General features: G+C 61.0%; 15 protein-coding genes. 10 read left to right on the top strand and 5 right to left on the bottom strand.

Annotation, left to right across the window (positions count from 1 at the left end):
- Nucleotides 1-23 precede the first annotated feature (23 nt).
- The 3 genes from AC0IYS_RS15655 (at nt 24) to AC0IYS_RS15665 (ending at nt 4,414) form a co-directional block, all read left to right on the top strand.
- Nucleotides 24-1,304: an arsenic transporter gene (locus AC0IYS_RS15655; RefSeq protein WP_471706011.1), complete on the top strand. Its 1,281-nt coding sequence runs from the start codon at nt 24-26 to the stop codon at nt 1,302-1,304.
- A 25-nt stretch (nt 1,305-1,329) separates the two neighbouring features.
- On the top strand, nt 1,330-2,046 hold the full coding sequence (gene arsH, locus AC0IYS_RS15660) for an arsenical resistance protein ArsH (protein WP_471706012.1): 717 nt from the start codon (nt 1,330-1,332) through the stop codon (nt 2,044-2,046).
- A gap of 154 nt (nt 2,047-2,200) precedes the next feature.
- Entirely contained in the window at nt 2,201-4,414 is a 2,214-nt protein-coding gene (locus AC0IYS_RS15665; RefSeq protein ID WP_471706013.1) for an OsmC domain/YcaO domain-containing protein, read from the top strand.
- Nucleotides 4,415-4,880: 466 nt separating this feature from the next.
- On the opposite strand, the gene AC0IYS_RS15670 is transcribed toward AC0IYS_RS15665, so the two are convergent.
- Together AC0IYS_RS15670 and AC0IYS_RS15675 are read right to left on the bottom strand one after the other, a co-directional pair.
- Complete coding sequence (locus tag AC0IYS_RS15670; RefSeq protein WP_471706015.1) at nt 4,881-5,849, bottom strand: hypothetical protein; 969 nt, start codon at nt 5,847-5,849, stop codon at nt 4,881-4,883.
- A 133-nt stretch (nt 5,850-5,982) separates the two neighbouring features.
- Nucleotides 5,983-6,474 (bottom strand): rolling circle replication-associated protein, encoded by a 492-nt coding sequence (locus tag AC0IYS_RS15675; RefSeq protein ID WP_471708885.1) that lies wholly within the window; start codon nt 6,472-6,474, stop codon nt 5,983-5,985.
- Between the two features lie 280 nt (nt 6,475-6,754).
- Between AC0IYS_RS15675 and AC0IYS_RS15680 the strand changes: the two genes are divergently transcribed.
- The gene (locus AC0IYS_RS15680; RefSeq protein ID WP_471706016.1) at nt 6,755-6,892 is read left to right on the top strand and encodes a winged helix-turn-helix transcriptional regulator; all 138 of its coding nucleotides are present in this window, start codon (nt 6,755-6,757) and stop codon (nt 6,890-6,892) included.
- Between the two features lie 275 nt (nt 6,893-7,167).
- On the opposite strand, the gene AC0IYS_RS15685 is transcribed toward AC0IYS_RS15680, so the two are convergent.
- The 3 genes from AC0IYS_RS15685 to AC0IYS_RS15695 form a co-directional block, all read right to left on the bottom strand.
- A complete protein-coding gene (locus AC0IYS_RS15685) occupies nt 7,168-7,644 on the bottom strand; it encodes a helix-turn-helix domain-containing protein (protein ID WP_471706017.1) in 477 nt (158 codons plus the stop codon).
- Between the two features lie 70 nt (nt 7,645-7,714).
- Nucleotides 7,715-9,157 (bottom strand): DUF1593 domain-containing protein, encoded by a 1,443-nt coding sequence (locus AC0IYS_RS15690; RefSeq protein WP_471706018.1) that lies wholly within the window; start codon nt 9,155-9,157, stop codon nt 7,715-7,717.
- Nucleotides 9,158-9,204: 47 nt separating this feature from the next.
- Complete coding sequence (locus AC0IYS_RS15695; RefSeq protein ID WP_471706019.1) at nt 9,205-10,713, bottom strand: tryptophan halogenase family protein; 1,509 nt, start codon at nt 10,711-10,713, stop codon at nt 9,205-9,207.
- A 244-nt stretch (nt 10,714-10,957) separates the two neighbouring features.
- On the opposite strand from AC0IYS_RS15695, the gene AC0IYS_RS15700 reads away from it, so the two are divergent.
- The 6 genes from AC0IYS_RS15700 (at nt 10,958) to AC0IYS_RS15725 (ending at nt 24,062) form a co-directional block, all read left to right on the top strand.
- Entirely contained in the window at nt 10,958-12,244 is a 1,287-nt protein-coding gene (locus AC0IYS_RS15700; RefSeq protein ID WP_471706020.1) for a hypothetical protein, read from the top strand.
- A 50-nt stretch (nt 12,245-12,294) separates the two neighbouring features.
- On the top strand, nt 12,295-15,453 hold the full coding sequence (locus AC0IYS_RS15705; RefSeq protein ID WP_471706021.1) for a TonB-dependent receptor: 3,159 nt from the start codon (nt 12,295-12,297) through the stop codon (nt 15,451-15,453).
- A 75-nt stretch (nt 15,454-15,528) separates the two neighbouring features.
- Nucleotides 15,529-18,600 (top strand): family 43 glycosylhydrolase, encoded by a 3,072-nt coding sequence (locus AC0IYS_RS15710; RefSeq protein ID WP_471706022.1) that lies wholly within the window; start codon nt 15,529-15,531, stop codon nt 18,598-18,600.
- Nucleotides 18,601-18,736: 136 nt separating this feature from the next.
- Nucleotides 18,737-20,263 (top strand): alpha-N-arabinofuranosidase, encoded by a 1,527-nt coding sequence (locus tag AC0IYS_RS15715; protein WP_471706024.1) that lies wholly within the window; start codon nt 18,737-18,739, stop codon nt 20,261-20,263.
- 74 nt (nt 20,264-20,337) lie between these two features.
- Nucleotides 20,338-21,951: a cellulase family glycosylhydrolase gene (locus AC0IYS_RS15720; RefSeq protein WP_471706025.1), complete on the top strand. Its 1,614-nt coding sequence runs from the start codon at nt 20,338-20,340 to the stop codon at nt 21,949-21,951.
- Nucleotides 21,952-22,082: 131 nt separating this feature from the next.
- Entirely contained in the window at nt 22,083-24,062 is a 1,980-nt protein-coding gene (locus AC0IYS_RS15725; RefSeq protein WP_471706026.1) for a peptidase U32 family protein, read from the top strand.
- Nucleotides 24,063-24,074: the final 12 nt, after the last annotated feature.

Raw genomic sequence — 24,074 nt, forward strand, 5'->3', positions numbered from 1 at the left:
CAAATCCGTTCCAAGGACTCGCCGTGTGTGCTGCATTTTTGATTTTCCTTTTTACATTGATCCTCGTTATCTGGCAGCCGCGCGGGCTGGGCATCGGTTGGAGCGCGGCCGCCGGGGCTGGCGTGGCGCTGCTGGCGGGTGTGATTCATGTCGCCGATATTCCGGTGGTGTGGCACATCGTCTGGAACGCGACCGGCACTTTTGTGGCCGTGATTATCATTAGCTTGTTGCTGGATAAGGCCGGCTTCTTCGAGTGGGCCGCGCTGCACGTGGCACGCTGGGGCGGCGGCAGCGGCACGCGCTTGTTCGTGCTGCTGGTCCTGCTGGGCGCCGCCGTCGCCGCGCTGTTCGCCAACGACGGCGCAGCGCTGATCCTGACGCCGATCGTCATCGCCATGTTGCGCGCGCTGCGTTTCTCCGCCAAGGCCACCCTGGCCTTCGCGATGGCGGCCGGCTTCATCGCCGACACGGCCAGCCTGCCGCTGGTGGTGTCCAACCTGGTCAATATCGTGTCGGCCGATTACTTTGATATCGGTTTCGCCCGCTACGCCGCCGTCATGGTGCCGGTCAACCTGGTCTCCGTGGCCGCCACGCTGGCCGCGCTCATGTGGTTCTTCCGCAAGGACATTCCGGCCAACTACGAGCTGGCCCACTTGAAGGCGCCGCATGAGGCGATCCATGACCGCGCCACCTTTATCACCGGCTGGTGGGTGCTCGCGCTGTTGTTGGTCGGCTTCTTCTGGCTGGACCAATTGGGCGTGCCGATCAGCGCTGTCGCTGCGGCCGGCGCGGCCTTGCTGCTGGTGGTCGCGGCGCGTGGCCACAAGATTTCGACGCGCGACGTAGTTCGCAACGCGCCCTGGCAGATCGTGGTCTTCTCGCTTGGCATGTATCTGGTGGTTTATGGCTTGCGCAACGCCGGCCTGACCGATTATCTGACCGGCGTGCTGAATCAATGCGCCGGCTACGGTGTGTGGGGCGCGGCGCTGGGGACCGGCCTGATCACGGCGTTGCTTTCCTCGATTATGAACAATATGCCGACCGTGCTGATCGGAGCGCTGTCGATCGACGCGACCACTGCACAAGGCGCGGTGCGCGAGGCGATGATCTATGCCAATGTCATCGGTAGCGACCTCGGCCCGAAAATCACGCCGATCGGCAGCCTTGCCACCTTGTTGTGGCTGCACGTGCTGTCGAGCAAGGACATCGAGATATCGTGGGGCTACTATTTCCGCGTCGGCATCGTGTTGACCTTGCCGGTGCTGTTGATCACCCTGGCCGCGCTGGCCTTGAGACTCGCTTGAGAACCCTGAACAACCCGGACCAATCATGGAAAAGATCACCAACCTGCCCAACATCAATCCAGACCAGCTCGACTTGCCAACGATGGACAAGCTGGCCCAAGCCGGCGAGCTGAGCCACCCGCCACGCATCCTGATGCTTTACGGTTCGCTGCGGGAGCGCTCGTTCAGCCGCTTCCTGACCGAGGAGGCCGCACGCATCCTGGAACACTTCGGCGCCGAAGTGAAGATCTTCGATCCAATCGCGTTGCCGATGGCGGGCAGCGTGGCGAAAGACCATCCGAAAGTGGTCGAGCTGCGCGAACTGTGCCTATGGTCAGAGGGCCAGGTATGGTGCAGCCCGGAACGTCACGGCGCCGTCACCGCCGTGATGAAGAACCAGATCGACTGGATTCCGCTGGAGATGGGCGCGGTCCGCCCGAGCCAGGGACGCACCCTGGCCGTGATGCAAGTGTGCGGCGGATCACAGTCGTTCAACGTGGTCAATACGCTGCGCCTGCTCGGGCGCTGGATGCGTATGTTCACCATTCCCAACCAGTCGTCGGTGCCGATGGCGTACAAGGAGTTCGACGACGCGGGGCGCATGCGGCCTTCCGCCTACTACGACCGGGTGGTGGATGTGATGGAAGAACTGTTCAAAATGACGTTGTTGCTGCGCGGCCGGTCGGATTACCTGACGGACCGCTACAGCGAGCGCAACGAACGGCAAATGAAGTTGATCGACGCGGCTGTCAGAAAAATATAAGCGCGCAGTAATGTCAGCGCCCCGCGCAGCAACTCAGTGAACCGCCCCCGATCAGGATTCTGCCGGCCGCGTCCGCCAACCGTCCTTTGCCTGACGGCCAAAACAACGGATAATGGCGGCCAACTCATTTTTGCGCACCAGATTGGAAATCCCCATGGAAATCAAGGTCAATTTTCTCGATAAGCTACGTCTCGAAGCTAAGTTCGACGATTTCACGGTCATCGCCGACCAGCCCATCCGCTACAAGGGCGACGGTTCGGCGCCAGGTCCGTTCGACTATTTCCTTGCCTCGTCGGCGTTGTGCGCCGCTTACTTCGTCAAATTATATTGCGTAACGCGCAATATTCCGACCGAAAACATCCGTCTGTCGCAGAACAATATTGTCGATCCAGAAAACCGCTACCAGCAGATTTTCAAGATCCAGGTCGAACTGCCGGCGGATATTTCGGAAAAGGACCGCCAGGGTATCCTGCGTTCCATCGACCGTTGCACGGTTAAAAAGGTGGTGCAGGCAGGCCCCGAGTTCGTCATCGAAGAGGTCGAAAACCTGGATGCCGACGCCCAGGCGTTACTGACCATGAAACCGGCAGGGGAGGCCAACACCTATATCGCCGGCAAAGACCTGCCGCTGGAGCAAACCATCGCCAACATGTCCGGCGTTCTCGCGGGCCTTGGCATCAAAATCGAAATCGCGTCGTGGCGCAATATCGTTCCCAACGTCTGGTCGCTGCATATCCGCGATGCGCATTCGCCGATGTGCTTCACCAACGGCAAGGGATCGACCAAGGAAAGCGCGTTGGCGTCTGCCTTGGGCGAGTATATCGAGCGTCTGAACTGCAATCACTTCTACGCCGGCGCGTATTGGGGCGAAGACATCGCCAACGCCGCCTTCGTCCACTACCCGAACGAACGCTGGTTCAAGCCCGGCCGCAAGGATGCGCTGCCGACCGAAATCCTCGATGAGTACTGCCTGGAAATCTACAATGCCGATCGCGAATTACGTGCCTCGCATCTGTACGACACCAACTCGGGCAACAAGGAACGCGGCATCTGTTCGCTGCCGTTTGTGCGGCAGACGGACGCCGCGGTCGTGTATTTCCCGTCGAATCTGGTTGAAAACCTGTATGTCAGCAACGGCATGAGCGCCGGCAACACGCTGGCGGAGGCCCAAGTGCAATGCCTGTCGGAGATCTTCGAGAGGGCGGTTAAACGCGAAATCCTGGAAGGCGAGATCGCCTTGCCGGACGTGCCGCAGGAGGTCTTGGCGAAATACCCGGGCATCGTGGCCGGTATTCAAGGGCTGGAAGAGCAGGGCTTCCCGGTGCTGGTCAAGGATGCGTCGCTGGGTGGGATTTACCCGGTGATGTGCGTGACCCTAATGAATCCACGCACGGGCGGCGTATTCGCCTCGTTCGGCGCGCACCCGAGCCTGGAAGTGGCGCTGGAGCGCAGCCTGACCGAACTGCTGCAAGGCCGCAGCTTTGAAGGCTTGAACGATCTGCCTCGGCCGACGTTTGTCAGTAACGCCGTGACCGAGCCGAATAACTTCGTCGAACACTTCATCGATTCGAGCGGCATCGTTTCGTGGCGCTTCTTCAGCGCCAAATCCGATTACGATTTCGTCGAATGGGATTTCTCCGGTCAGGGTGAAAACTCCAACGTCCAGGAAGCCGAGACCTTGTTCGGCATTTTGGAAGAGATGGGCAAAGAGGTCTACATGGCCGTCTACGACCAATTAGGCTCGACCGCGTGCCGGATTCTGGTGCCGGGTTATTCGGAAGTGTATCCGGTTGAGGATCTGATTTGGGATAACACCAACAAATCGCTGTTGTTCCGTTCGGACGTGTTGAACTTGCATAGCCTGGACGATGCCGCGCTCGAGGCGCTGCTCGAACGTCTGGACGATAACGAATTGGACGAATACGGCGACATCGCCACGTTGATCGGCGTCGAATTCGACGAAAACACGCCTTGGGGCCAGTTGACGACGCTGGAGTTGAAGCTGTTGATCAACCTGGTCTTGCAGCAGTTTGAGGAGGCAAAAGAGCTGGTGGAAGCCTTCCTGCAATACAACGACAACTCGCTCGAGCGTGGCCTGTTCTATCAAGCCTTGAATGTGGTGCTGGAGGTGGAGCTGGACGACGATCTGGAGTTGGACGATTACGTGGTCAATTTCCGCCGCATGTTCGGCGACGAGAGGATGGACGCGGTGCTGGGATCGATGGACGGCAGCGTGCGGTTCTACGGCTTGACGCCGACCAGCATGAAGCTGGAAGGTCTCGACCGGCACGCGCGTCTGATCGACAGCTACAAGAAATTGCACGCTGCGCGGGCGAAGGCGGCGGTTACCGGCAAGACCGATGCCTGATTTCGCTACTTTTTTGTAGCCCGAAGCGGCTATTGAGGAAGATCGGATGGTGGAATGTGTTTAACTTCACTTTCGCATAATTTATATTATGTCAAATTGGTTGCGTAGACTGGCCCGCCGTTTAGGGACAAAATTGGCATGGTTTAAACGGGTGTCGATGCCTACTGCACTTCGACCGGCAGCAAGCTAATAGGTCCAAAATCTCACGCTTTGATACGCCTACCATGAGTAGGCGTTTTTTTTGGGCCGCCACCAATCGATAGTGCTTTCTCGCCTTGGCCTGGCCCCACCTCGCAGCGCGTAGATTCCTGAGATGCCAGTAGCTATGCCTGATGGACCGATAAATCAGTTCAAGCTCCCCCGGTGTTACGGGTTCAAGCGGAAATAAGTCGAGTTGCATAGCGACAATATAGCGCCTAAGGCAACACCAAGCAACCGAGCTCTATCCGTCTCTGTAGGCCTAAAATCAACCGGCCAGCGTGGCGTTTAAATTACGTAGAGCATCCTTAGCCTGCGCCCGCATTTGGATTGTGCTCTTGGACAGTTCGTCGGTATTGGTAGGCAGGTCCAGTTCACGCCTCATTAAAATGACCAACTCGTCCGTGCAGGAATGTACTTTTTCCAATCCAAGCAACACAAACTCAAAATATGCAGTCTGCTGAACAGTCAGCCTTTCATATAACTTAGCGCTATTATCAGCAAAAATCTGTGCATTTGCTTGCTCGCTTCTTAACTCCGCAGTCAACCGTGCCGAATCAGCCGAGTACTGAAGTTGGCCAGCGGCGAGCGCGGTAAGATCACTAATAAGACGACGAGCATTTTGCGTTGATTCATCAGCCAAACGATTTTGATCCCCGATATCAGTCTTAAGAGACGAAATCGGAAGCGTCAAAGGGAGAGCCTGAACAAACAATTGATTTATCAAGCCTAGCACCTCGCGACTTTTTAACAAAGTGTCCATGTTCCCTAAAATCGCAATTTGCGCGACAGCAACGCCGAGATCTTTGAGTTGTTCCAGAGTCTCAGGATCATCACGCTGCCTAGTTGGTAAGCTACCGATCAACGCGTGAGATTGGACGATCTGCTTGGCGGCGATCAAATAGACATTACGGCGAGACTCAGTGATCCGCTCCATATGCGCCTCTGCCGAAGCATGCTTTCTGTTGGCCGAAGCTTCATCGATTGCATCTTGACGAACCAAAGCAGCGTGCCGCAGTTCCTTTCTCATCCGCCACACCCCAACGCACACTGTCATGAGAACACCGATAAAACCAAGTAGCGCTACATAAAATGTGCTGGTTTCCAACCAAGGTGGACTATGCACAGGGGCCGGCTGCAATGTTACATTTAACACCACCGGTTTCGGTGGCAATTGAAAACCACTTAACGATGTAAGATCGAGAGAAACGCTATCTTGCTTTACGTTGTTGACCATAATGATTGCCCCGTTAATACAACACGATTAAAAATTTATAAGAGAGTTTATCAGAATGGACAAGACGGAAGAGCTGGAACGCCGGGTGCAGTAGCAAGATAAACGACGCCAAGCGCATTATTACACCAAGTTATCAGCCCCTCCATAGTGTGCCCCTCAACGGCTCTAAATGCGGCGTGGACGGCATCGAGCATGTTCGTACAGTTCGGCAGACGCCAGTACTGAACTTCAGGCACCACGATACCCCTGGACCTAAAATAACGCTTCTGGTCAAGCTCGCGGCAATCCATTTGCTTACCGCAGTATTTAGCGATGTACGCCGCCAGCCGGTGAGCACCCTTGACGCCAAAGCCAAATGAGTTAGGATCCCGTACGTTGACCTGACCCATCTGCTGACCGTCAGGCCCAAGGCCAAGAACGCTTTGCCAGATCGAGCGCAGCAAAGCATACATCTGGCGCCCACGCGCACGGCCACATGAAAGTGCAGCGCGCCTCGTTCTTGCTCCTCAATCACGGCGACGTAGTGAAACTGTTTGTGCTTGCCCATCTTGCGGCAAAAGGCCTTCCAGTGCTTGAGCGCGGTTTCGCGGTCGACCATGTTTTCGCGGTACGTAAGTGTCACCATGCGATCAACAGAAATAGCCTTGCAGCACTCCGATACCTTTTGCTTTGCGCGACGACCGGCGATTTCTTCGCTGGCCTCCCGATTCTCCGACTCACCGCGCTTAGCCTTCAGGCGAGTCTGTGCAGGGCCTACAAAGAAGCGATCCTTAGTTACGGTCACAACACACTGGCCGTCTGTTGATTTGCAGCGAAATATGACCCACTTCGCCTCATAATTTGCAAACGAATCTGACCCACGTTTAGGACACAATCCTGCTCATGACATTGAGCGGGGAATTGGAGTGATCGACGTTGCATTACTAGGCATTATTCGACGCTGGCACATTCGCGAGCAGATCCCATTGAGAGAGCTAGCCAGGCGGTTGGGCATCTCCAGAAACACCGTCCGGCGCTACCTGCGCTCGGATCGGATACCATAGAGCCAGCCTAAGCTGAGCGGCGCTCCACCCGCGCCATCGACAAATACGCGTTCCAGCTTTCAGCGCTCCTCAAGACCGAGGCAGCCAAGTCGCGCAAGCAGCGGCGCACGCTCGAACAGATCCATGAGGACCTAAAGGAATTAGGGTTCGAGGGGTCTTACGACAGGGGCGCGGCGTTCGCGAGGATCTGGAGGGAGGGTCAATCTGAGAGGGTCAATCCGGCCAGCAAACGAACAGCGTCTCCCAGCTGCGGGGAATTCCGGGCTTGCCGGCCATCACCAAACCGTTCTGCATACTTTCCATTGCTTCGCCCATATACTGAGGTGTTTCATGATTTTTTTGGCTGGCACATCAGGCGTCGCCGCCTCGCCCACGGCTTTCACCACGACGGGCAGCGGCGTTTCATCAAGCAGAGCCATCAAATGTGGCTGGAACTGTTCAGGCGCCTCGCCGGAACGCAGCATCATCGACAACATGTCCGGCGTCACCACCTCCCGGTAACTGGTACTGATGCTGCGCGCAGCGACCGCCAGCGCGCTTTTCAGGCTGGACGGTTGCACGGTCTCCATGTCGAGGCCCAGAACATCCATCACGGCCTTTAGCTTGGTGTAACCAAGGTCCTTAAGCGTTCCATTCTCCAACTGGTTGATCGTCACCCGGGACAGACCGGCGAACTTGGCCACGTGCTCCTGCAGCAGGCCCGCCTGAATACGCTTGCTATGGATTTCGCCGCCGATCTGTGCCAAGTTCATTTGATCTATCCATTCATGTTAAGTATATTTAACATTATAGTCCCAATGACCCAATTCCCAGCCAGGCCTCTCATGGCGTGGCCGGCACTATAGTGACGATCACCCGCCGATAACGCGTCAGCGCCGGACTACCCCTATCGCTCACCTTCACGATAAAGTGCGCGGTCTCCGCCTTGCTGACCACCGGCGCCTGCCCCGAGACGGTATGATAATTCTCCGCATACCCCAGCTTGATCTCCTGTTTGTAGCTGCCGGCTTCGGGATACTGAAACCACAGGTAGCTCAAGCTGTCCCCATCCCGGTCCGAGCTGCCGGCGGCGCTCATCGTGAAGTTTTCGCCGGATTTGACGGTCAGGCGGTCGCCCTGGTTGAGCTTGACGACCGGCGGATGATTCGCCTCTTTGTACGGCTTGGTGGTCCAATCCATGCGCGCCGCGAAATCGTTCTGGAAATCTTTGCGCCAGCGCCAGATGGTGGTCCGGTATCCGGTGGAGACCTTGTCGTGCGGCTTGACGTTGCGGCCATAGTCCTGATGCACCCATGGCCTGTAACTATCCACGGCATTGGTCCAGATGGCGCGCGGCTCCTGCAGAACAGGCACGTTGCCGGTAAAGCCCTTCGGATCGGTGGTCTCCAGCGCCGGCGTGTACAACTCGTAGCGCCCTCCCCAGCCGCCCCAGTCCGGATGCTCCGGTGCGTTCAGGCCGTTCGGTATCAAGGACATGAACGATGGCGTGTCGCCCTCCACGCCAAACGAGACGTCCGGATACACCGCGCCCAGCGGTCCATGCCCCTGTTGGATATGCTCTGCGATCCAGTGGTTGCTGATCTCCGTGCTGTCGAAACCCGGCTCGGTCGAGTGCATGCCCGTCCAGGTGCCATTGCCATAGCCGCCGGGGCTGACGATGTAAAACAGCTCGGGAAGCCTGGTGCGCATCCAGATACCAGAATCGTCCTGATCGGAAATCGTGTAGACGCGCAGCTTGTTCACCAGGCGGGCGGCCTGCTCCGGCGTCCGGTCGTGGCCGATCCGATACAACGCTTGGGCGAGCGTGTTGGCGCCGCCCCAGACCGCCACCCATAACGGCCGCGCATCGTCCTTCTCCAGCGCCTTGATGATGGCGTCCGATCCCGGCGAGTCCTTGCCATCGCCCACACCTTGCATGCCGTAGAGTTGCGAGCCGGCGCGCACCAGCGCTTTCAGCGCTGCCGCTTTCGGGAAACCCGGTTCGTGCTTCAACAGATTGGGCTGTACCCGGCCGTAGGCGTCGATGATCGCCTGCATGGATGCCGGCGCGATACGCGACTTTTGATGGGTAGAGGTGGTGGCGACGAGGCCCTCGATATCGATCTGGTTCGCGTACAGAAGCAAGCGCACCAGCGATTGGCTGTCGTCGGGATCGGCCTCGATATCGCTGAGCACTATCAGGCGTTGTTTGGGTTCGGCCAGGCCGATGGCAGGCGCGCAGGTCAAAAACGCCGCTAGCGTGGCAGTGATTGGCAGTAGTCGCATCGTGTCTTTCATAAATTAGAGGATTGGCTCGTAGGCCAGAGTGTAGTTCAGCAGCCAAGCATGCCGCGCAAATAGGCGTCGTGGTGCGGCATGGCCGCCACTGCTGTGGCGATGCATTCGCGGCGCCACAGCAATCCTTGCAGCGCCACCGCGCGCTCGACGTCGCCCAGCGAAGGATCGGCGCGCTCGGGCCAATGCCCCATGCCGGCATGGATGGCCAGCCAGCTGGTCGCGTCGAAGCCCTCCAGGTCGTACTGGTGCAGCGCGCCGGCCTGGCGCCATGCATGCAGCTTGAACGCCAGCGTCTCGGGCAGCTCCATGGTCGCCATCGCCCGCCACAGCGCGCTGTCGCGGCGCGCGCTCAGGCTGTAGTGCAGGATGATGAAATCGCGCACGCGCGCGAACTGGCGTGCGACTTCACCGTTGTAGTCGGCCATTACCCGCTCGGTGAGCGGCGCGCCCGACAACAGCAAATCGATCAGCCGCCCCATGGCGCGCTGGACCAGGAAGATGCTGGTCGATTCGAGCGGCTCCAGGAAGCCTCCCGCCAGGCCCAGCGCGACCACATTGTGCACCCAGGCGCGCGCGCGGTGGCCGGTCTGGAAGCGCAGCAGGCGCGGTTCGGCCAGCGCCGGGCCGTCCAGTTGCTCCAGCAACTGTTCGCGCGCGCGCTCCTCGTCGATGTAGCGGCTGGCGAACACGTGGCCGTTGCCGGTGCGGCTTTGCAGCGGAATCCGCCACGCCCAGCCCGCCTCCAGCGCGGTGGCGCGCGTGTACGGCGTCAGGTCGGTCCCGATCCGTTCGGTCGGACAGGCCCAGGCCCGGTCCACCGGCAGCCAGTGGCTGAAGTCGACGAACGGCTCGGCCAGGGTACGCCCCAGCAGCAGCGACGTGAAGCCCGAGCAGTCGATGTACAGGTCGCCGGCCACCACGCGCCCGTCGGCCAGGGTGAGCCGGTCGACGCCGCCGTCGGCGCGCCGCGCCACGTCGACGATGCGTCCTTCGGTGCGGCGTACGCCGCGCCGCTCCGCCAGCTTGCGCAGGAAGGCGGCGTACAACGCGGCGTCGAAGTGGTAGGCGTAATCGTAGCGGTCGGCTTCACCCGGCAGCGCGAAGCGCCCCTGCTCGGCCATCACGCTCGACAGGCATTGCTCGCCCAGCGACCCCAGGCCGGCCTCGCCCAGCCGGCGGTACTGGCCCCACACCGCGTGCGATCCGCTCAGTTCGCCGAAATCGCCGAAGGTGTGGAAATAGCGTTCGCCTTCCGCGCGCCAGCCGCAAAACTGGATGCCCAGCTTGTAAGTGCCGTTGGTGGCGCGCAGGAACTCGGCCTCGTCGATGCCGAGCAGCCGGTGGAAATTGCGGATGGAAGGAAAGGTCGCCTCCCCTACGCCGACGATGCCGATCTCCTCCGACTCCACCAGCTCGACGACGGTGCCGCCTTCGACCGCGGTGGCCAGCGCGGTGGCCGTCATCCACCCGGCCGCGCCGCCGCCCACCACCACGATGCGGTTGAAGGGAGGCTTCAAGGCGTGGCCGACGTGGCTGGTTTGCATGGCTTGCGGTCCTGTTTAAACGTGCTGGGAAGGCATGCTGCGCGTCCGCAAGCGCGCTGTCAATGACGGGGGCGCATTACCGAATTTCATCTGTTGTATTGAGTTTTTTTGTAATTGCAGCAACGATTTTCACTCCACATAATATCCAGTCAGGCAGCGCGGCGTCGGCAAATTTTTACTCGGCGGCGGCGTCGCCGATGACGAGCGGCTCGTAGTAAACGCAACAGAGAGGAACGATAAAATCATGAGGGGACAACAAATGAAATTCCAGTTCACGGCCATCGGGCTGGCCTGCGCCACGCTGCTGGCGGCCTGCGGAGGCGGTGGCGGCGGAGGTGGCGGCGGCGAAGGCGGGATGGCGCAATCGGTTTCCTTCCCGTTCCCGGGCGGGGAAGTGATCGGTGTGCCGCCGACCATCGCGACCATCACCCTGAAGGCGACGGCCAGTTCCGGCGGCCCGGTCACCTACGTATCGAACACGCCGGGAACCTGTTCCATCAGCGGCGCCACGGTGTCGCTGCTCAAGGCGGGCGAGTGTTCGTTGAACGCCAATCAGGCCGGTGGCGACGGCTACGCCCCGGCCACGGCGCGCCAGCTATTCGTCATTCCCAAGCGGCCGGCGTCGGTCTCCTTCCGTAACCCGGGCGGGCTGCCGCTGGACACGGCGCCCGTGCCGCTGGTGGCAAGCTCCAATGCAGCCCTCCCGGTCGTTTTTACCGCCAGCACGCCGGAGGTGTGCTCGGTCAGCGGCAACACGATGCAAAAGCTCGCCAACGGGTTGTGCGTCGTCACCGCCACGGCGGACGGCGCCGATATCTACGAGACGGCGAAAGTGGTCAAGACCATACCAGTCGGCAGCGCGCTGGCGCCCGAGATTAAGTTCTTGAGCGGCTACAAGAACACGACCACCACCAACGAGGATGGCAAAGTCGATCCGCACGGCGGCAGCAGCACCAGGGATTGGTGGTGTAACGGCTGGTGCGATGCCAGCGTGTCGGCGAACGGCGCCAGCATCAGCGATACCTACACGTGGAAGCAGGAGCCCTACACCGACGGACGCTGGTGGAAGGTATTCGCGGAACTGGACGTCTACGCGCCCAAGGTCACGCAGATCTCGACCACGGGGGACACGCCGGACGGCGTGCGCATCGATGCGCAAGCGGCGGTCATGTTCAACCTCTCGCAGAACCAGGAATGGTTCGACACGGGCGACAACGTGGTCGAAGTCGATTTGATCCTCGGCCACTACAACCGTAAGAAGGACAACGGCAACTGCAACGTGCGGGTGCGGGCGAGTTTCAAGCCGAACTCCCCGGCGCCGGCCAGCTACAGCCTCAACCTCAAGGACTTCACCGTCTCGGAGTCGTGCGAATTGACCGATCTGAACCCCTGGTTCGAGATGCAGGATTATCCGGTCGTCGCCATACGGTTCGCCTCCGCGAACGGCAACGCCAAAGTGCCGAGCAGGACTTTGCCGGCGCCGAATTACCCGACCACGATCACGCTGACCGGACCGATCACGATCCAGTGATGGCGCGCGGCCAGACAAAACAACTACAAGATTTCAACAGGACGGAGACAATGAAGACAATCGGAACCAAGATCAAGCAGGAACCCTTGCGGATGACCGCGCTGGCGCTCGCGGCGGCGCAGGTCGCCGCGCTCTACAGCAGCGCGGCGCAGGCGCAAACGGCGCCCGCCGCGCCGCCGGCCAAGGATGAGGAAGTCGTCAGCGTGGTCGTCAGCGGCCAGCGCGCGGCGATGCAGTCGGCCACCAAGCTCAAACAGAACGCCGAGGAGATCGTCGACGGCGTCGTCGCCGAAGAAGCCGGCAAGCTGCCCGACAAGTCGATCACCGAGGTGCTGCAGCGCATCGTCGGTGTGACGATGGACCGCAACCGCTCGCGCGGCGACCCGGAGCATTTCTCGGTCGAGGGCTCCGGCATCTCGGTGCGCGGCCTGACCTGGGGTTCGTCCACCCTGAACGGCCGCGAATCGTTCTCGGCCGGCTATCCGGGGCGCGAGTTGAGCTGGGGCGACATTCCGGCCGAACTGATGTCGGCCGTGGTGGTGCACAAGAACCCGCCGGCGGACTTGATCGAAGGCGGCGTCAGCGGCCAGGTCGACTTGCGCACCGCGCTGCCGTTCGACTACAAGGGCGATAAATTCGCCGCATCGAGCTACTTGAACTATAACGAGCTTGGCGCGAAGACCTCGCCCGCCCTGTCCGGCCTGGTGTCGAAACGCTGGGAAAACGACTTCGGCCAATGGGGCGCGCTGCTCAACCTGTCGGGCAACCGGACCAATTCCCACAACGACACCGTGCAAGTCGACGCCTACTTCCCGCGCACCGACTTCGCCCCCGGACAAACCATGTGGGTGCCCAAATCGGCCTCGTGGCGCACCAACACCAGCAAAAACGACCGCGTCGGCGCATACGGCGCGCTGCAGTGGAAAAAGGGCGGCCTTCAGTCCGCCCTCACCTATTTCCACTCCGCCTACAAGGAAACCGGCACCGAGAACGCGCTGTACACGGGTGTCGAGGACCCGTACAAGACCAAGCTGATCGATCCGGTGTTCGATAGCCGGGGCGTGCTGCAATCGGCCAGGTACACCTATCCGACCGGCGGCCGTGGCTCGAACAATTTCGTCGAGGGCGGGCTGGGTTTCAACTCCAACCAGACTTATAGCGACCGGCGCTCGCAGACGCGGGAAATCGCCTGGAACGCCAAGTGGAATATCGACGAGCGCTGGTCGTTGCAGAACGACCTGCAATGGGTTCATTCGACCAACAAGAGTTGGAACGGCAACATCACCTTGGCCACCTTCGTGCCGAGCATGAATATCGACCTGACCGGCAATCCCGGCCAGATCACCTTCGACGACAAGGCCAAGGCCTTCCTCAAGGATCCGGGCAACTACTACCTGGAGAACTTCATGCCGGGCAAGAACAAGGCCGAGGCCGACTTGTATGCGTGGAAGACCGACGTGCGCTTCAAGTTCAACCATCCGATCCTGCGCGACCTGCGCTTCGGCGTGCGCGCCACCCGGCGCAAGGCGGAGCGCGTCGAGGCAAGCGGATCGACCTGGTACAGCGCCTCGCTGCCATGGGAAGTCAAGCCGACGTCCACGCCGGGGCAGCCGGCCCTGGCGACGGACCCGGGCGGCGGCAGTCGCGCCAATTTCAGTTACCTGAGCGACCCGCGCTACGCGGCGCTGACGCCGACCACCACCTACGACTTTAAGAACTTCTTCAACGGCAAGATCCCGACGCCGGGCGCGCTGGTGGTGCCGACGCTGGCCTCGGTCAAGGACTATCCCAACGCCTACGCGGGTGTGAACGACCTGAAGAAGATGCAATGCCAGGACGCCAACGTGGCGTTCGGCACCAACCGCGACTGCTCGGCCATGGACGACCCCTGGAAGCCGCTGGTCTACGACGGCGCGCCGTCCAAAACCAGCCGCCAGGCGGAGCGGACCGAAGCCGGCTACCTGTCGACGCGCTTCGGCTTCGACGATCTGCGCTTCCCGGTCGAGGGCAGCGCCGGCGTGCGCGTGGTCCATACCAAGACGGTGGCCCACGGCTACACCGTGTTCCTGCCGGTCTACAGCACCAACGCGCCGCCGTCGGTGCCGAAGTTCGGACCGATCAACCAGCCGATCAACGACGGCAAAAGCGCCGTCGACGTGCTGCCGAGCGTTAACCTGAAGGTGGAATTCACCCCGCAGGTGCAAGCGCGCTTCGCCTTCGGCAAGTCGATGTATCGGCCGAGTTTTGCCGACCTGAACGAGTACATCGAGCTGAAGCAGAATGTGATCTATGCGCCCGACGGCGGCCCCCTGCAGAACGTCAATTACCGGGGCGAGAACAAGGGCAACGTCCATTTGAAGCCCACCAAGGCCAACAGTTTCGACCTGGCGCTCGAGTGGTATCCTGGCAACGGCAGTTCGCTGACGGCCACCGCCTTCTACAAAAGGGTGACCGACATCATCATGCGCTCGGCCTATACGCGCGATTACAACGATCTGGCCGGCAATGCGCAAACCTTCACGATCACCGCGCCGGACAATGCGTCCGACGGTTCGGTGACCGGTTTGGAACTCGCCGGCCAGACTTACTTCAACAACGTGCCGGGGTTGTCGCGCGTGCTGCCGGATTGGGCCAAGGGCTTTGGCGTCTCGGCGAACTACACGTATATCAAGAGCAAGCAGACGCTGCACCATCCGTTCGATCTGAAGTACTGCCCGGCCGCCGGTTCGTTCAACAACAGTTCGCTGAACGTGCTGGGCTGCGACACCAACGGCCTGCCGTTCACCGACATGCCATTGCAGTACCTGTCGAAAAACGCCTACAACTTCATGCTGATGTACGACCAGGGGCCGATGTCGATGCGCCTGGCCTACAGCTGGCGCAGCCGCTTCCTGCAGGGCGTCTCCGTCAACGGCACGCAGGGCGACACCGGCACCAGCGCCGATCCGACCCGCGCCACGGTGGTCGATGGCAAGACGGTCTATCCGCGCGACGTCGGCTGGGGCTTGCCGACCTGGCAGGAAGCGGCTGGACAGCTGGACTTCGGCTTCGACTACCGCTTCAACGACCACATCCAGGCCAGTTTTTCGGCAAGCAACCTGCTGGACGACGTTGTTAGGCAGACCCAACAGCAAACCATCGGCAACATGAACCGCGCCTGGTTCGAGCCAGGCCGCAGTTATCGCCTGTCGTTGCGCTACACGTACTAGGACGTGGCGAGGCGGCTCCCCCTTTCTTGCGGGGGCCGCTTCTCTACCGGCCAAACGCTCCCTTTTCGCTTCCCCATGAAAAAATCCACCCGCTCCGCTGCTGTTCTCCTGTCCGCGTTGACGTCGCTGCCCTTGTTGTCGTTCGCGCTCAACCCGGTCATTCAAACGATGTACACCGCCGATCCGGCCCCGATGGTCCATAACGGCACGCTCTACCTGTTTTCCAGCCACGACGAAGACGTCGGCGAAAAGAACAACTTCAACATGAAGAACTGGGTGCTCGCCACGACCACGGATATGGTGAACTGGACCCAGCATGGCGTGATCGCCTCGCTCAAGGATTTCCCGTGGGCGGCCAAGGACATCTCCGGCTGGGACGGTGTCGACAACGGCGCCTGGGCGCCCCAGGCGATCGAGCGGGATGGCAAATGGTATCTCTATGCCCCTGTGCACGGCCGGGGCATCGGCGTGCTGGTGGCCGACAGTCCGCTCGGCCCCTACACCGACCCGATCAAGAAACCGCTGATCGCCGGCCAGGCCGGCGGCCTGTACGACAGCATCGATCCGACCGTCACCATCGACGACAAGGGCCAGGCCTATCTCGCCTGGGGCAATCCCAACCTGTGGTCGGTAAAGCTGAACAAAGACATGATTTCCTACGACACCAGCGTGGGGGAGAACGGCATCATTCGCCATCCGATGACCGTCAAGGCCCTGGGCGAGCGCAACCCTCCGGACACAGCGGGCGTGACGCTGCCGAAGCCCGCCTTGCGCGGCACCTTCTATGAGGAAGGTCCCTGGCTGTACAAGCGCAAGAATCTCAATTACCTGTTTTTTGCCGGCGGCCCTATACCCGAGCATCTCGCCTACTCGACCGGCCCCACGCCGGAAGGCCCGTGGACTTACGGCGGCGTTGTCATGCCGCCGCAAAGCGCCTTCACCAACCATGCAGGCGTGGTCGATTACAAGGGCAAGACCTACCTCTTCTACCACAACGCTGCGCTGCCGGGAGGCGACGGCTTCAAGCGTTCCGTGGCTGTCGATGAGTTGAAGTTCAATCCGGATGGCTCGGTTCAGACGGTGCAGCCGACCAGGGAGGGGCCGGCGCCGGTTGCCACGCTCGATCCCTACAAGCGCGTGGAGGCGGAGACCATCGCCTGGTCGTCCGGTGTCAAAATCGAGCCCAACAGCGCCGGCGGCCAGAATGTGCGCGACATCCACGACGGCGACCACATCCAGGTGCGGAATGTCGATTTCGGTACCGACGGCGCGCGCGCCTTCATGGCCAGCCTCTCCAGCAAAGCCAAGGCGAACGAGAACGCCGGCGCGAGGATCGAGATCCGGTTGGACCAGCTCGACGGACAGTTGATCGGTACGTTGCCGGTCCGGGGCACCGGCGGCGAGTGGAAGCGACTGTCCGCCAGGATCTCCGCAGCCGCCGGCGTCCACGATCTCTACTTCGTGTTCCGCGGCGCGGCTGGCGAAGAATTGTTCAAGTTCGATTACTGGCAGTTTTCCCGGCACGATCCCGCAATCGCCTCCCGGCCCCGTGCGGCGGCAAGCGCCAACCTTGCCCACAATCCGCTGATCTGGGCCGACGTCCCGGACATCGCGGTCATCCGTGTCGGTAAGACCTACTACATGAGCAGTACGACGATGCACATGAGCCCGGGCCTGCCGATCATGAAATCGACCGACCTGGTCAACTGGAGCATGGCTTCCTACGCGTATGAGACCCTGGTCGACGACGAAGCCTTCCGCCTCGAAAACGGCAAAAATGCCTACGGTTCGGGTTCCTGGGCCAGCAGCCTGCGTTACCACGACGGCGTGTTCCATGCCTCGACTTTTTCCGCCAACACGGAACGCACCCACATCTACACCACGCGTGATCCGGATCGCGGCCCGTGGAAAGAGACCAGTTTCAAGCCGTCGCTGGGCGACCACAGCCTGTTTTTCGACGACGACCGCCGCGTGTACATGGTGCAAGGGGGCGGCCGCATCTCGCTGATCGAGCTGCTCCCCGATCTTTCCGGCATCAAGCCCGGCGGCGTGAACCAGGTCATCGTCGAAAACGTCAACGCCCTGTTCGGCCCCGACCAGGGCGGACTTAAAGGCGAGGGCTCGCAGCTCTCCAAGATCAACGGCCGCTACTACCTCTTCAACATCGCCTCGCCCGGCAGCCGCTGGGCGCGTACCGCCATCGTCCATCGCGCCGACACCATCACCGGTCCCTACGAGGGACGCATCGCGCTCGACGATCGCGGCATCGCCCAGGGCGGCCTGATCGACACGCCGGACGGCAAATGGTATGCCTATCTGTTCAAGGACAACGGCGCCGTCGGCCGCATCCCCTATCTGGTACCTGTGACCTGGACGGATGGCTGGCCCGTGCTCGGCCAGGACGGCGAGGTGCCCATGACGCTCGACATCGCCGCCGGAGGACAGGGCGCGTCCGGCGCCTCCGGCATTGTCGCCTCCGACGAGTTCGACCGCCGGCCGGGCGCCCCCGCCCTGCCCCTGGCCTGGCAATGGAATCACAATCCCGAGCCGCGCAACTGGTCGCTGACCAAGCGCCCGGGCTACCTGAGCCTGGTCACCAGCCGCCTCGATGCCGCCTTGCCCGAGGCCAGGAATACCCTCACCCAGCGCACCTTCGGCCCCGACAGTTCCGCCACCACCAGCATCGACGTGCGCGGCATGAAAGACGGCGACTGGGCCGGCCTGTCCGCTTTTCAGAAAAACTATGGTTTCGTCGGCGTGAAGATGAGCGGCGGCGCCAAATCGCTCGTCATGGTCAGCGCCGACTCCGGCCAGCCCGAGGAGATCGCCGCCATTCCGCTTTCCGGCAACACCGTTCACCTCAAGGTCGACAGCACATTCCAGTCCGCGCCGGAAGACGCGCGCTTCAGCGCCGACGAGGGTCGCGGCAAGACCTACGGCTTACCAGGCGCGCCTGAAGTGGCCCGCTTCTCCTACAGCCTCGACGGCAAATCCTGGACGCCCATCGGCCGTCCCTCACGCCTGGTCTACACCTTCCCGCACTTCATGGGGTACCGCTACGCGCTGTTCTTCTATTCGACCAGGACCGCCGGCGGCCGGGTCGACTTCGATTACTACCGGGTCGGACAAAACGGCGGTGCCCGGTGAAGCGCTACGCCATCGTGCTCGTGATTCTGCTGCCGACCGCCGGCAGGCACGCTGGCCGCGCTTCTGCCCAAAGAATGAGCCTTGTAGCAGTCGGGTTCATAGCAATCCTCAATACCAACTGTCTGGAGACACCTGCATGAATAGCATCAAACACAGCCTCGCCGTTCTGGGCATGATCGTGGCGCCGGCATTCGCCGCCGGCCAGGTCAGCGTCAGCATCGACGCCGGCAAACCCGGTCCGGTCATCAACAAGTATGTGTACGGCCAATTCGCCGAACAGCTCGGCACCGGCGTCTACGAAGGCATGTGGGTCGGTGCGAAGTCGACCATTCCCAACACCAACGGCTGGCGCAACGACGTCGTCGGCGCCCTCAAGGAGTTGCATGTGCCGCTGGTGCGCTGGCCCGGCGGCTGCTTCGCCGACACCTACCATTGGCGCGACGGCGTCGGCCCGCAGGACAAGCGCCCGAGCAACATCCACGGTGACCGCGTGGACCAGTTCAACGCCGTCGGCACCCACGAATTCTTCGACCTGATCGACATGCTGGGCGCCGATGCTTACATCAACGGCAACGTCGGCACCGGCACCGTGCAGGAAATGTCCGATTGGGTCGAGTACATGACGTCGGACGGCGGCTCGCCCCTGGCCAGGCTGCGCGCCCAGAACGGCCGCGCCAAGCCGTGGAAAGTCGCCTTCTTCGGTATCGGCAACGAGATGTGGGGTTGCGGCGGCAACGTCAAGCCCGAGTATTACGCCGGCCTGTACCGGAATTACGAGAACTTCCTGAGGGCGCCGGAGCCAAACAAGCCGAAAATGATCGCTGCAGGCGGCGACTTGTCGTGGACCGAGATCCTGAGCAAGGAACTGAAGGGGCGCACGGCGGGCATCACCATCCACCAATATACGGTCCCGACCGGCAACTGGGATGTCAAGGGCAAGGCGGTCGGCTTCGACGAGGGCGAATGGATATCGACGCTTGCCAATGCCTCGAAAATGGATCGGATGATCAAAGACCACCTGGCCGTACTGGACAAGAACGATCCCGAGAAGAAGATTGGGCTGATGGTCGACGAATGGGGCACATGGTATGCCGATGCGGACACCAGCAGCAGCGCCCTGTTCCAGCAGAACTCCCTGCGCGACGCGCTGGTGGCGGCGCTCACCTTCAACATCTTCCATGAGCACGCGGAGCGGGTCACCATGACCACCATCGCGCAGATGGTCAACGTCCTGCAGGCGATGATCCTCACCGACAAGGACAAGATGGTCCTGACGCCGACCTACTACGCGTTCCAGATGTATGTGCCGTTCCAGGACGCCAAGTCGCTGCCGCTGGCAATCAAGGACAACACCAGCTATACCCTCGGCGCGACGACCATTCCCGGCGTGAGCGCGACGGCGGCGCGCGCCAAGGACGGCAAGGTGTACCTGGCGCTGGTTAACACCGATCCGCAGAAGGCGGTGGATGTCGCCGTCGATGTCGCCGGCACAAAAGTAAAGGGCGCGGCCGGCAAGGTGCTGACCTCGGCCGCGATGGATGCGCACAACTCGTTCCAGCATCCGCAGGTCATCAAGCCGGCGGCGTTCAGCACGCGCGCGGCGGGTGGCAAGCTCTCGATCAAGGTGCCTTCCAAGGCTGTGATGGTGGTCGCTTTGGAGTAGTAAGCGCTTGGCGCGTGCACCACCCGCGCGCTGGGATTTCAGTTCAACAATATTAATAAATCGGAGACATTGAAATGAAGAAACCAAATTTAGTCGTTCAGACCATGCTTGTCGCGCTGTTAGGAAGCGTCGCGAGCGTGCACGCCCAGACGCCCTATCCGAATTACAACACCAGTCCTGCCGCCCCCAACGCGACTGGCATGAGCAGTAACGCCGTACAGTTGGCCGCCAAGGTGAAGCTGGGAACGAATATTGGCAACACCCTGGACGCTTACGGTTGCAGCACTCCGGGCGAGACTTGCTGGGGCAATCCTGCCGTTTCCGCCGCCTATGTCAAATTGGTGAAAGACAGCGGTTTCGACGCCATCCGGATTCCCGTCTCCTGGGATCAGTATGCCGATCAGACCACCGGAAAAATTAGCGACGCCTGGCTCAACCGCGTGAAGCAAGTGGTGCAGTACGCGGTGGATAACGGGCTTTACGTGATCGTCAACATTCATTGGGACGGCGGTTGGCTGGAGCGGAACATCACCGAAGAAAAGAAAGTTGCCGTCAACGCCAAACAAAAAGCCTACTGGGAGCAAATTGCGACGAAGCTGCGTGACTTTGACGAGCATGTCCTATTTGCCAGCGCCAACGAACCCGAAGCGAAAACCTCTGAGCAAATAGCCATCCTCGACGGCTTTCACCAAACATTTGTCAACGCGGTTCGTTCGACGGGCGGTAAAAACGCTTATCGCGTGCTGGTGATTCAAGCCCCGTTGACCGATATCGATCGTGCCGCCGTTGATTGGCATGCGATGCCCTCGGATACTGTGGCCGGCCGCCAAATGGCCGAAGTCCATTTCTACCCGTGGAGTTTCACCAACCAGGCTGAAGACGCGGATTACTCGCAGGTGTTCTATTACTGGGGAAATGGCTACCATTCGACCACCGATCCTTATCGCAACTCCACGCGTGAGGAAGAGCCATATGTCGATGCGCAATTCGCCAAAATGAAGACGAAGTTTGTGGACCAAGGGATTCCGGTCGTGCTGGGGGAATTTGCGGCAACATTGCGCACGCAATTGACCGGGGCCGACCTTGCCCTGCATCGCGCGTCGCGAGCGTATTACTCTCAATATGTGACCAAGGCGGCGTTGGCGAATGGCATGTTGCCGTTCTATTGGGAGATCGGGATGGATCCGGGCCTGCTGTTTAACCGCACCACTCCGGCCGTGGGCGATCAGCAAATATTGGACGGGCTGTTAGTCGGAGCCGGGAAAGCCGTCATCCTGCCCACGGGTCCAAATAGCTGGACCTTGGGTGGTGGCGCGACAAATAGCAGTACAGCCTCCAATATGCAATTCACCCTCAACCAGGCTGGAGCCGGTGCGACCTATAATTTTACCCATCCGGTGAATTGGAGCGGCGCGACTTTGAACATGGTGCTGAATTTCGATCAAGCGTTTATCTCGAATCGAAATGGCGGAGCCGATGGCTTCTTGCAGTTCTTTACTTATTCCGCCAATTGGGCGGCTTACGAATTTAAGTGCTGGACGGCCAATAAAGTGCTGGTTGCCGGGCAGGATACGGCATTCACGTGTTCGGGTTTTAGCGTCCAGAATGCGGTCGGCGTAGGTATCCAATTCCCCGGAACGGCGGGTTCCGTGGCCATCAAAAGAGCGACCATCAAGCTGGCTCAATAAAGTTTACGCCTGGCAGCCGGCTTCGTGCAGGAAGCCGGCTTTTAGCCGATGGTGCTGTTCTCACCAGAAAGGCGTTTGTTGAAGGGGGTGATCTCGCTATAATTGCTGCTTTCATCGCAACGGATCACGCCATGACTTTGCTAGCCCATCAGCTCGAACTGCTGTCGCCCGCCAAAACCGCTGAAATCGGCCGCGAAGCCATTTTGCACGGCGCCGACGCTGTCTATATCGGCGGCCCCGCCTTCGGCGCGCGCCATAACGCCAGCAACTCGATCGAGGAAATCTCCAAACTGGTGGCGTTCGCGCACCGCTACCGTTCGCGCATCTTTGTCACGCTCAACACTATCCTGCATGACGCCGAGCTGGACGCCGCCCGCGCGCAGATCTGGCAGCTGTACGAAGCCGGTGTGGACGCGCTGATCGTGCAGGACATGGGCCTGCTGGAGATGGACCTGCCGCCGATCCAGCTGCACGCCAGTACCCAGTGCGACATCCGCACGATGGAAAAGGCCAAGTTCCTCGGCGACGTCGGCTTCTCGCAGCTGGTGCTGGCGCGCGAGCTGACCATCGAACAAATCCGCAAGATCCGCGCCGAGGTCGACACCCCGCTCGAATACTTCATTCATGGCGCGCTGTGCGTGGCCTATTCCGGCCAATGCTACATTTCGCACGCCGACACCGGCCGCAGCGCCAATCGCGGCGACTGCTCGCAGGCCTGCCGCCTGCCGTACACGCTGAGCGACACCAAAGGCCGCGTCGTGGCATACGAAAAACACCTGCTGTCGATGAAGGACAACGACCAGAGCCGCAATCTCGAGGCGCTGGTCGACGCCGGCATCCGCTCGTTCAAGATCGAGGGCCGCTACAAGGACATGGGCTACGTGAAAAACATCACGGCCCACTACCGCCTGCTGCTCGACGAAATTCTGGAGCGCCGCACGGAATTCACGCGCGCCGCCAGCGGCCGCACCGAGATCATGTTCACGCCCGATGTGGACAAAACCTTCCACCGGGGCCATACGGATTACTTCGCCCACGGCCGCGAGGAAGGAGATATCGGCGCCTTCGACAGCCCGAAATATGTTGGCGTGGAACTGGGTACGGTCACCCGCATCGCCACCGACCACTTCGACATCACCACCAACGCGCCGATGGCCAACGGCGACGGCTTGAATTACATGTACAAGCGCGAGTCGTTCGGCATCCAGGCCAACACGGTGAAGAAAATCGGCGCCAGCGCCGATGGCGAGCAGTGGCGCGTGTTCCCGAACGAGACGATCGGCCTGCTGACCGGCTTCAAGGTTGGAGCCTCCATCCTGCGCAACCGCGATCATCACTGGGAAGGCGCGCTGAGCAAGAAATCCGCCGACCGCAAGGTCGACCTGCACCTGGCTTTGAGCGAACAAAATGACGGCCTGCGCCTGTCCCTGCGGGACGAAGACGGCATCGTCAGTTTGACCGACGCGGCCATAGCTTTCCAGCCCGCACAGCAAGCCGAGCAGGCGGAAACCTCGCTGCGCGGCAGCCTGGGCAAGCTCGGTGGCACGATGTTCTCGGCCGCGAGCGTGCAACTGGACCTGTCCGAGCCGTGGTTCGTGCCGGCGGCCGCCATCAACGCGCTGCGCCGCGACGCCATCGAAGCACACGAAGCCGCGCGCCTGGCCGCATGGGACCGTCCGACGCGCAAGCCTGCTGCCGAACCGCCGGCGGTCTATCCCGATACCCAGCTCAGCTACCTCGCCAACGTCTACAACGAGAAGGCGCGCGCGTTCTACCACAAGCACGGCGTGAAACTGGTCGCCGCCGCCTACGAATCGCACGAGGAACCGGGCGAAGTGCCGCTGATGATCACCAAGCACTGCCTGCGGTTCTCGTTCAACCTGTGCCCGAAGCAGGCCAAGGGCGTGCAAGGCGTGCAGGGCCAGGTCCGTGCAGAGCCGATGACCCTGGTCAGCGGCGACCACACCTACACCTTGCGTTTCGACTGCAAACCCTGCGAGATGCACGTGGTTGGCGCCATGAAGCCGAACATCCTGAAGTCCCCGCCTCCGTCGAATATCCCGTACAGCCCCCTGGTCTTCCACCGCCAGCGCCCGCGCGCCACGACCTGAAAACCTCCGGGG

Source organism: Duganella sp. AC237 (assembly GCF_979254035.1).

Coding starts and splice junctions, on each gene's coding strand:
- arsH (WP_471706012.1), top strand. CDS start 1,330: ATGGAAAAGATCACCAACCTGCCCAACATCAATCCAGACCAGCTCGAC.
- AC0IYS_RS15665 (WP_471706013.1), top strand. CDS start 2,201: ATGGAAATCAAGGTCAATTTTCTCGATAAGCTACGTCTCGAAGCTAAG.
- AC0IYS_RS15670 (WP_471706015.1), bottom strand. CDS start 5,849: ATGGTCAACAACGTAAAGCAAGATAGCGTTTCTCTCGATCTTACATCG.
- AC0IYS_RS15675 (WP_471708885.1), bottom strand. CDS start 6,474: ATGGTGACACTTACGTACCGCGAAAACATGGTCGACCGCGAAACCGCG.
- AC0IYS_RS15685 (WP_471706017.1), bottom strand. CDS start 7,644: ATGAACTTGGCACAGATCGGCGGCGAAATCCATAGCAAGCGTATTCAG.
- AC0IYS_RS15690 (WP_471706018.1), bottom strand. CDS start 9,157: ATGCGACTACTGCCAATCACTGCCACGCTAGCGGCGTTTTTGACCTGC.
- AC0IYS_RS15695 (WP_471706019.1), bottom strand. CDS start 10,713: ATGCAAACCAGCCACGTCGGCCACGCCTTGAAGCCTCCCTTCAACCGC.
- AC0IYS_RS15700 (WP_471706020.1), top strand. CDS start 10,958: ATGAGGGGACAACAAATGAAATTCCAGTTCACGGCCATCGGGCTGGCC.
- AC0IYS_RS15705 (WP_471706021.1), top strand. CDS start 12,295: ATGAAGACAATCGGAACCAAGATCAAGCAGGAACCCTTGCGGATGACC.
- AC0IYS_RS15710 (WP_471706022.1), top strand. CDS start 15,529: ATGAAAAAATCCACCCGCTCCGCTGCTGTTCTCCTGTCCGCGTTGACG.
- AC0IYS_RS15715 (WP_471706024.1), top strand. CDS start 18,737: ATGAATAGCATCAAACACAGCCTCGCCGTTCTGGGCATGATCGTGGCG.
- AC0IYS_RS15720 (WP_471706025.1), top strand. CDS start 20,338: ATGAAGAAACCAAATTTAGTCGTTCAGACCATGCTTGTCGCGCTGTTA.
- AC0IYS_RS15725 (WP_471706026.1), top strand. CDS start 22,083: ATGACTTTGCTAGCCCATCAGCTCGAACTGCTGTCGCCCGCCAAAACC.